The organism is Ligilactobacillus equi DSM 15833 = JCM 10991 (assembly GCF_001435735.1).
In the GTDB taxonomy this organism is placed as follows: Bacteria; Bacillota; Bacilli; order Lactobacillales; family Lactobacillaceae; genus Ligilactobacillus; species Ligilactobacillus equi.
In genome coordinates this window covers 1-9,496 of sequence record NZ_AZFH01000038.1, presented here as the reverse complement: position 1 = coordinate 9,496, position 9,496 = coordinate 1, and the positions used below count along the sequence as shown (strand labels likewise).

9 protein-coding genes are annotated in these 9,496 nt (G+C 38.8%); 3 read left to right on the top strand and 6 right to left on the bottom strand.

Features of this window, described 5'->3' with window-relative positions; genetic code table 11:
* Positions 1–140 precede the first annotated feature (140 nt).
* Entirely contained in the window at positions 141–1,217 is a 1,077-nt protein-coding gene (locus FC36_RS04850) for a CdaR family transcriptional regulator (protein ID WP_025021182.1), read from the bottom strand.
* A gap of 104 nt (positions 1,218–1,321) precedes the next feature.
* On the opposite strand from FC36_RS04850, the gene FC36_RS04845 reads away from it, so the two are divergent.
* Together FC36_RS04845 and FC36_RS04840 are read left to right on the top strand one after the other, a co-directional pair.
* Positions 1,322–2,617, top strand: a complete 1,296-nt coding sequence (locus FC36_RS04845) for a GntP family permease (protein WP_025021181.1) — start codon at positions 1,322–1,324, stop codon at positions 2,615–2,617.
* A 15-nt stretch (positions 2,618–2,632) separates the two neighbouring features.
* Positions 2,633–3,769, top strand: a complete 1,137-nt coding sequence (locus tag FC36_RS04840) for a glycerate kinase (protein ID WP_025021180.1) — start codon at positions 2,633–2,635, stop codon at positions 3,767–3,769.
* 287 nt (positions 3,770–4,056) lie between these two features.
* On the opposite strand, the gene FC36_RS04835 is transcribed toward FC36_RS04840, so the two are convergent.
* From FC36_RS04835 to coaA, 3 genes are all read right to left on the bottom strand, one after another.
* Positions 4,057–4,977 carry a proline-specific peptidase family protein gene (locus FC36_RS04835; RefSeq protein WP_023859513.1) on the bottom strand — a complete coding sequence of 307 codons (921 nt, stop codon included), beginning with the start codon at positions 4,975–4,977 and terminating at the stop codon, positions 4,057–4,059.
* A 248-nt stretch (positions 4,978–5,225) separates the two neighbouring features.
* Entirely contained in the window at positions 5,226–6,779 is a 1,554-nt protein-coding gene (guaA, locus tag FC36_RS04830; RefSeq protein ID WP_056986741.1) for a glutamine-hydrolyzing GMP synthase, read from the bottom strand.
* A 111-nt stretch (positions 6,780–6,890) separates the two neighbouring features.
* Complete coding sequence (gene coaA, locus FC36_RS04825) at positions 6,891–7,817, bottom strand: type I pantothenate kinase (protein ID WP_025021179.1); 927 nt, start codon at positions 7,815–7,817, stop codon at positions 6,891–6,893.
* Positions 7,818–7,974: 157 nt separating this feature from the next.
* On the opposite strand from coaA, the gene FC36_RS04820 reads away from it, so the two are divergent.
* Positions 7,975–8,568, top strand: coding sequence for a DUF459 domain-containing protein (locus FC36_RS04820; protein ID WP_025021178.1), 594 nt, complete (start codon positions 7,975–7,977; stop codon positions 8,566–8,568).
* Between the two features lie 41 nt (positions 8,569–8,609).
* Here FC36_RS04820 and FC36_RS04815 read toward each other — a convergent pair whose 3' ends face one another.
* Together FC36_RS04815 and FC36_RS04810 are read right to left on the bottom strand one after the other, a co-directional pair.
* Positions 8,610–8,987 (bottom strand): DUF805 domain-containing protein, encoded by a 378-nt coding sequence (locus FC36_RS04815; protein WP_025021177.1) that lies wholly within the window; start codon positions 8,985–8,987, stop codon positions 8,610–8,612.
* A 9-nt stretch (positions 8,988–8,996) separates the two neighbouring features.
* Positions 8,997–9,266: a hypothetical protein gene (locus FC36_RS04810; protein ID WP_025021176.1), complete on the bottom strand. Its 270-nt coding sequence runs from the start codon at positions 9,264–9,266 to the stop codon at positions 8,997–8,999.
* Positions 9,267–9,496: the final 230 nt, after the last annotated feature.

Below are 9,496 nucleotides of genomic sequence, written 5' to 3'. Positions count from 1 at the left end.
TGTGTGTTATCATTAACCAATGTCATAAGTACTTTACCGTGCCTTTCATTTGTTTTGTTTGGTTATTTTATGATAACACGGTAAATGCTTATGGCATTTTTTTATTTTACTAGGTGGTTAACTTAATTTTACAGTTTGCCTTACTTTTTTAAAACCGAAATTCCTCGATTTTTAGAATCAAGATAGGTGAGAAGAGCTGCATATAACTGAAAGAGGTCGACAAAATTATGTGGGTCTAACCCCATTAGCTCTTTAATTTTAGCTAGCCGATACAATAAAGTATTACGGTGAATGTGTAACTTAAGTGCTGTTTGCGACATATTACCATTATTTTTGAAATAAGTTAGTAAAGTTTCTAGCAAGTCGGTACCTAGACTCGTGTTTTCTAATAACGAAAATTTCTTCAATAATTCGGTATCATCATTAAGGCTAGACTCTAGAATTTTTTGAAGAAAATATACTTGACCATAGCTATGATAGTCTTCTTGCAATAAATTCGCAAAGTGCAACGTCGTTTGTGCCTCAAAAAATGAGCGCCCAACATTAACCCCTGTCATCCCTACTGCAACTCGGTAACCTCTTTGATACGCATAATCTAAACATGCTTGGATCGACTTTTTACTATGACAAATCATAACTTGAGTATCAACAGAACGGTTTAAATGAAAGTCTTGTTGACTCAATTTCAAATCCATAAGATCATGGTGTGAACACTTAATTACCACAACGGTTCTTTCTTGATAAAAGTCGATATTTAAATCTAACGCTTCTCTCTTTAAATTTTCAACCGTATCAGTATCAATGTCCTTTTGCGTCCATCTAAAAAGAAAACGGGTTAACTTCTTAGCCTTGCTCTCCTCACTTTCCTGAAAAGCTCGTTGTTCTAATAATAACTCAGTCGCATCCTTTAGTAGTAAAGCAAATGGTTTGACATGAATCGGATCCCCCGTAATACCTACTACCCCGATAACACGATTTCGAAATTCAATTGGCATATTAATTCCTGGTTGGACGTTTCCTCTTTCTTTATTTTGCTTATAAATTAAAATTTTCTTAGTCTGTAATACTCGACAAGCTTCACTATGTTTTTTACCGATTCTTTCAACTTCACCACTTGCAATAATTATCCCTTTTTCATTCATAATATTAACGTTAAAAGGAATATCTTTCATCATCTTGTCTACAATTTTTTGTGCTAAAATTCGGGTTAATTTCATGTATCATTCATCCTTTGCAAAAAATACTGTGCAAACGCACAATGTAAGCGCATTAAAAACATGTTATATTTTAACACATAAATTAAAAAATTGAGGTGGATTTTATGGTTTCAAGTACTATTTCTTGGATTGCTGCATTAGCGGGCTTAGTAGTAGCAATCATATTAATTTTAAAAAAATTCAATCCAGTTTACTCGTTATTTTTAGGCGCTATTATCGGTTGCTTATTAGGCGGTTTGTCATTTGCCCAAACAATAAATATCATCATTTCTGGAACTCAAAGTGTCATAGGTACTGCTATTAGAGTTTTAGCTGCTGGTATTTTAGCCGGTGTGATGATGGAATCTGGCGCTGCTGAAACTATCGCTCATGCAATTGTTACCAAAATGGGAAATAAACAAGCTTTACTTTCTCTTGCGCTCTCAACCATGATTATTACAGCAGTAGGTGTCTTTATTCCTGTAGCAATACTCATTGTCGCTCCTATTGCTCTTTCAGTAGGGAAACAAACTGGAATTAGTAAGTTAGCTCTTTTAACTGCTTTATCCGGTGGTGGTAAAGCCGGAAACATTATATCTCCTAACCCTAATACCATCGCGGCAGCTAACGGTTTTCACCTTAATCTTAGTAGCGTTATGTTAGCAGGACTTATTCCCGCCCTCTTCGGATTAGTAACCGCAGTATTAGTTGCTAGTTTAATTAAGAATAAAGGACAGGCAGTTAAAGAACATGATTTAGATGATAACTCTACCCAAAAAGAATTACTTCCACTGCGAAAAGCCCTAATTGCTCCAGGATTGGCTATTATCCTCTTATTACTTAATCCAATTGGATCTGTCTTACACATATCATTTCTTACTAAGTTAGATATTGACGCTATGTATATTCTCCCATTTTCTTCAGTCGTTGGGACTCTCGCAATGGGACAAGGTAAAAAAATTGCTAGGTATGCTCATCTTGGTTTAACTAAGGTTACTGATACTGTTTTAATTTTATTAGGTGCCGGCGCCATTGCTGGTTTAATTTCCACTTCAAATCTATCGACACAAATCGTTAATTTAATCGATAATATAGGCATCTCAGGAACTTTCCTTGCTCCGATTTCTGGTATTTTGATGGGACTTGCTGTTGGTTCAACTTCAACCGCCGTTATCTTGGCCACTGGTTCTTTTGGTAAAGCAATCCTTGATACGGGTACCTCTGCTTTAGCAGGCGCTGTGATGGTCCACACAGGGGCTACTGTAATCGACTCTGTCCCTCAAGGAAACTATTTCCACATCACCGCACAAAGTATGCATATGTCAATTAAAGAACGAATTCAAGTAATTCCTTACGAAATGTGTGTCGGTGGTGTTATGACACTTGTTGCAACTATTTTATATGGTTTTATTTTAAAATAACAGGAGGAATTTAACATGCCAAAATTTGTACTCGCACCTGATTCATTTAAAGAAAGTATGTCCGCTAAAGAAGTCTGCCAAGCTATGGAGAAAGGAATCCGCAAAGTTTATCCTGATGCTGAAATCATCCATGTTCCAATGGCTGATGGAGGTGAAGGAACAACTGACTCCCTAGTTGATGCCACTCACGGAAGGAAGGAAGTTCTCAAAGTACAAGGACCCCTACCACATCAAACAGTTGACGCTTACTACGGTATTTTAGGCGATGGTAAAACTGCAGTAATTGAAATGGCCCAAGCTAGTGGTCTTATGTTAGTTGCACCGCAAGAGCGTAATCCCTTAATTACCAATACTTACGGTACAGGGCAATTAATTAAAGATGCTCTTAATCATGATATCGACACCATTATCATCGGAATCGGTGGTAGCGCAACGGTTGATGGAGGAATGGGCATGGCTCAAGCTTTGGGAGCTATATTCCTTGACAAAAACGGTCATGAATTAACCGGTAACGGAGAAAATCTCCTAAAAATTTCCAAAATCGACACTACACATCTTGATCCACGCTTGCAAAAAACACAAATTATCATTGCTAGTGATGTCAAAAATATCCTTACTGGCCCTGATGGGGCAGCATTTGTCTTTGGCCCTCAAAAAGGAGCTAATCCTCAACAAGTACAACAACTAGACCAAGGTCTGCAACATTTTTCCAACATTATCGTACGTGATCTCGGCAAACAAGTTGACCAAATTCCTGGGAGTGGGGCTGCTGGCGGTTTGGGGGCTGGGTTGCTCGCCTTTACCAATGCCAAACTCCAAACTGGAGTTGAAATCGTCGCACAAACTGTTAAACTCGCTGAAAAAATTGCCCAAGCTGACTATGTTTTTACCGGTGAAGGTGGGATGGATTTTCAAACTAAATTTGGCAAAACTCCTTTTGGCGTCGCGCAAATTGCTCAAAAGGCTGGCAAACCTGTTTTTGCAGAAGCTGGTTACTTAGGCGAAAGGATTGAAGAACTCTACGCTACCGGCATTACTGCCATTTTTGGGATTGTCGATAAAGCTCAAAGTTTAGAAGAATCTTTAAAAGCTGGCCCCCAAAATATCGCCAGAACTACCGAAAATATCGCCCGCTTGATTAAGATTAATTAAGTTCAATAGCAACGATAAGGCTACATGCAAGCTTACAAAAGTGTTCGTTTCTATGTACCGCAAATACATTGTAGCGACACTTCAACCAAAAAGGTTTCTAATCGTATCACCTCCTCATTTTTGAGGATTGTGTACTGTCAGGTACAAAATACTTATAACAAGAAGCGGTAGAGAGCGCAATATAGCAAGAATTTTGTTATGCGTCTTTGTCGCTTTTTGTTTTTATTAAACTAATTTCTTTTCAGCAAAAAACAGCAAATCCTAATTATGGCTTTGCTGTCTTGTTACTATTCTTCTTCGTTTTGGAAAGTACCCGCTTCGACATCTTTGATAAAGTCTGCCAAATGTTTGTAGTAAACTTCAGCGTTATCTATCATGTGGTGGTGACCACCATTCGGGGTGGTTACCAAACGCGAGTTAGGTAAGAGTCTATTCATAGTGTGAGCTGTTTTGATAGGCATGGATTCATGTTCACCAAAGGTTAATAAAGTTGGAGTCGTGATGTCCTTAAGTTTATCCCGAAAATGCCATTGATCTAGCTTCCCTTTGATAACAAATTCATTGTCACCTTGGAAAGTATTGTAAACTTTCGTACCACCTAAATCCTTTAAGTGATAAAGCTTAGAAGGTTGTTTTCTATCAATAAAGTTTTCATTCATGATTTGCACATATTCCTGATACTTAGGGTTAGCATAATCATTTTTTTCTTCACATTCAAGCATGAAATCCACCGCTTCCTTAGGTAAGGTTTCTTCACGCAAGCGATTAATATTAGCCACATATTCATCAATCTCGTCTACCATAGAGGAAATGATGGCCCCTTTTAAGTGGTCACCATATTTGTGGGCATACATTTGTACCAAGGCCCCACCCCAACTTTGACCGATTAAGTAGAAATTATCGAGGCCTAATTTTTGACGGACTTCTTCCACTTCATCCAAGAAGTAATCATATGTCAAATACTTTTCAGCAATCGCTGGATTATCATAATCAGGTTGGTCAGAGTACAGTGAACCTAACTGGTCATACATATGCACTTGAACGTCTAAACCTTGCTTTTTAAGCTGATCAGCTGTATCTTCCCAATATTCATGGTTGCCACCGGGACCTCCATGTAAGGCTAAAAGGTGAACTGTCCCTTGTCCTTGAGTATTAGTCCATAGATGATAGCCGTTGTCTAATGTAATAATAGTTGTTCCTTGTTTCATAAAAATCACTCCTCTGACGATTTTACATGTTGATTTTACCACTTTTTAGTTGCTAGATTAAAATCAAAAAACCAAGCCAAAATTAGCTTGGTCAATTACTCATATCAGTTAGCCACAAAACAAAAAAGTGTCATCTAAAACCTTATCTTTTTTCCTTTTTTGTATCAGATAATAACGACTGATTAAAAATAAAAACCTTATTAAACGGGCATTTATTACGTTATATGAGGTGTTACAAAGCACCCGAATTACTCCCATTCGATAGTGGAAGGTGGCTTGGAGGTAATGTCGTAGACGACGCGGTTGATGTGGGCCACTTCGTTTACCATGCGAACAGAGATGGCTTGTAAAACATCCCAGTCAATCTTGGCAAAGTCCGCTGTCATCCCATCAATCGAAGTTACCGCACGAATCCCAATCGTGTAGTCATATGTCCGACCATCTCCCATCACCCCAACAGAGCGAATTCCTGGTAAGACCGTGAAGTATTGCCAAATTTCTTGGTCTAAACCATGTTTAGCAATTTCTTCACGCAAGATGGCATCAGACTCACGAACAATTTCTAATTTTTCTTCCGTAATTTCACCAATCACCCGAATTCCTAAGCCAGGACCTGGGAATGGTTGACGCCACACTAATTCATGTGGAATCCCCAATTTTTCACCTAACTCGCGAGCTTCGTCCTTAAATAAGGTGTTCAATGGTTCAATTAATTCAAAGCCTAATTCTTCTGGTAAACCACCTACATTGTGGTGTGACTTAATCGTTTGAGCCGTATCTGTCCCAGATTCAATTACGTCAGTATAGAGCGTTCCTTGCGCAAGGAAATCTGCATCCTTTAACTTACGCGCTTCATCATTGAAAACTTCCACAAACTCATTACCGATAATTTTCCGCTTGCGTTCAGGGTCGGAAACACCGGCTAATTTACCTAAGAAACGATCTGCTGCATCGACTTTGACAATTTTAACTCCTAGTCCTTTACCTAAAGCTTCCATCACTTGGTCAGCTTCATTTTTCCGTAAAAGACCATGATCGACGAAGATACAAGTCAACTGGTCTCCGATTGCCCGGTTCAAGAGCGCTGCGGTAACACTAGAGTCAACCCCACCAGAAAGACCTAAAATTACTTTTTTGTCACCGACTTTGGCACGAATATCAGCCACTTGCATATCAATAAAGTCTGTCATGGACCAGTTAGCTTGGGCCCCACAAACATCGAAAGCAAAGTGACGTAAAATATCATTTCCGAATTCCGTATTCCGAACTTCAGTGTGGAATTGTAAACCATAAAGTTTCTTGGCATCGTTGGCCATCGCTGATATTGGGCAGTTGGCACTTGTTGCCGTTACTTCAAAGCCAGCTGGAACTTGAGTTACCAAATCCCCGTGACTCATCCAAACGGTTTGTTCCTTAGGTAGGTCCTTAAACATGACGTTATCTCTAACTACATCAATGATAGCCTTCCCGTATTCCTTATTAGTAGCACTTTCAACTTTCCCACCTTCAAGAGTATGGGCCATTAATTGCATCCCGTAGCAAATTCCTAAAACAGGAATGCCCAAGTTCAAAATTTCTGGATCTACTGTAAAAGCAGATTCATCGTAAACACTATTGGGACCACCGGAAAAGATAATACCCTTAGGATTCATCGCCTTAATTTCAGCTGCGGTAAGTTTGTGAGACATCAATTCTGAGTAAATCCCAAACTCGCGAATCCGACGTGTAATCAACTGGTTGTACTGACTTCCGAAGTCCAAGACAATAATCTTGTCGAAAGCATTACGGTCAACATTTGCCAAGTCTTTCACCTCATAGTTCTTTCTTTAACTTTGTTTACGCCTAATTTTATCTATTTCTTCCGTCAAGGTCAACCGCTTTTTGAGTAAATTCCGTACATTTAGACCAAAAATTCAATATTTACGCAAAAATAGTTCGTTTACCAAATGATTTTCCCCTTTAGACATAATTAAATCTGCGCGATTTCTTGTAGGCAAGATATATTCTAAAAGATTGGGGTGGTTCACCTTCTGCCAGACGTTGCGTGCCATTTTCATAGCAACTTCCCGACTACCGATAGCATAGGAGTAGTAATAATCATTGGGATTATTTTGGGCAATATCAAGTAACATGTTGAAACGTTCAAGGTACCACTTCTTGATTAACTCTTCTTTCGCATCAACGTAAATTGAAAAATCAAAGTAGTCACTGACATAAAGTTGTTGATTACTTGGTAACTGGAGGGTATTAATCCCCTCAATAATTAAAATATCGACCTGATTAATAACTTCATATTCACCAGCCACAATATCGTATGTATTGTGAGAATAAACCGGTGCTTTGGCTGGAAGTCCGTTGCGCACATCGTCAACGAAACGTAAAAGGCGATCCATATCATAGCTTTCCGGGAAGCCTTTTTTTTCCATTAATTGCCGGCGTTTGAGTTCAGCATTAGGATATAAGAAACCATCGGTTGTAATCAAGCGTACCATTTTATTAGGATAAACTTCTTGCAAAATATTTTGTAATAGTCGCGCCGTAGTACTCTTGCCGACTGCTACTGAACCGGCAATACCGATAATGAAAGGCGTATGTTTTTGTTGAATACCGAGAAAATTAGCCTGTAATTTTTGTTTTTCTTGCTGATTTTGTAAAATTCCTTCCAATAGCCGCACCAAGGGTAAGTAGACCTCTTGTACATCCGCTTGGGAAATACGGTCATTCAATGAAAGAATATGGTTCAGCTTTTTGGAACTGAGTTTAATATTCAAGGCCTTGTGCCGGTCAAGGGAATACCATTCCTGGCGGGAAATTTTGAAGTAGTTTAATTGATTTTCCACGATGCACCTCTTGAACAAAATAATTAATAAACATTATACCACAACTAAAACCGCTTTCTCGATAAATCGTCCACACTTTTTTAGCAAGTTTCTCACTTTATTTTCATTGTTTTTTAAGTTATAATAGGACATGGATTTTAACGAGGAGGAACGTTTTATGAACCGGATTATTTTATTGGGTGACAGTATTACCGCAGGAGTAATTGATGGCTTCCCGTCTACTACCTTCACACATAAGTTACAAGCTAAATTCCCTCAAAGTGAATTTATCAATCGTGGAGTACCAGGGGACAATACCAAAAATGCCCAAACTCGCCTTCAGGCCGACGTCTTCGAAGTTAATCCTCAGGTGGTACTCATCTTTTTTGGTACTAACGATGCGGCCGCAACTGATATTTCGCTTGAAGATTATAAAGACAATCTCAAGAAAATGATTGATATGATTGGTAGTCAAAAAGTTATCTTAGTCACACCAGGATTAGCAGATGAAACTTTACATCCTGATCGTTTAGACCAAAAGATGGCAGCCTATGCTTTGGCGACCCGCGAAGTAGCACACTTGTACAATATTCCCTTGGTGGATTGGAATAAAGTCTTCTTACTCTATAAAGAAAATAAGGACCAACTCCTCCAAGCCGACGGAATTCACTACAGTTCTGAGGCCTATGACCTTTTAGTGGAAACAATTGCTCCCGTTTTAAAAGAAAAATTAGCGGGTTTGAATTCCCTTAACCTCTACCACATCAAGTAATAATTATGCGTAAAAAAACCGGCATCACGCCGGCTTTTTATTTATTTTGATGGTTGAGCTTGCATTAAGATTAAAGCTAGGTGACCAAATACTGGTACCAAGATGATAAACATCCACCATGGTTGATAACCCGCATCTCGTAAACGCCGAACCCCGGCAGCAATCCAAGCTAATAGGGCCCAAATAGCATAAACTGCCCCAATAAAGGCAATGGTATAGGCGATATAAGTGTAGACTTGTTGTTGTGCAATAACTCCCAACACAAAACAAACTACACCGGCGTATGTCGCTAACATGGTAACGATACTACTGGTAAGCGTAAACCACCAAAAATCAGCCCGCTTAGTTTGACCTTTGTAATCTAAAACTGACTTCAATCCCGTACCTAAAACTCGCAATAAGGCTGTATCATTTTTCATCTTTCTCACCTACCCCATCAAACCATACGCCATTAGCGTCATAATCATTTGTAATAATTGTACCGTGTAAAAAGTAGCAATCAAACCACTGCCGAGCATCAGACTCTTAGCCCAAATACTAGGACTGTACCATTCACTTACTCCTGCAAAAATAAAAGTTAAAACTGCGGCAATCCCACCGTAGAGACCAACCACTGGTAAGCAAAGACTGACAATCGCAGCAATAATTGCCAAAGCTAACCCAATGACTTGGACTTTATTATTTTTAAAATATTCCATAAAATTCTCTTTCCTTTCTGACTTCCTTTCTAGCATACCACCAAAACTCTAGAATTTCGCATCTTTTAGATAAAATTTAAATTTAAACTCTAAATTTCCGAAAAAGGTAGCGGACTCTTCACACTTCTTTCATATTTTCCGCGTATCTGTCAACTACCCCTCTCTAAAGAGAGAGGCTTGTAAGGTTGAACCTTACGTTCTCTGTCACAAGTTGCATAGATACAGACTGC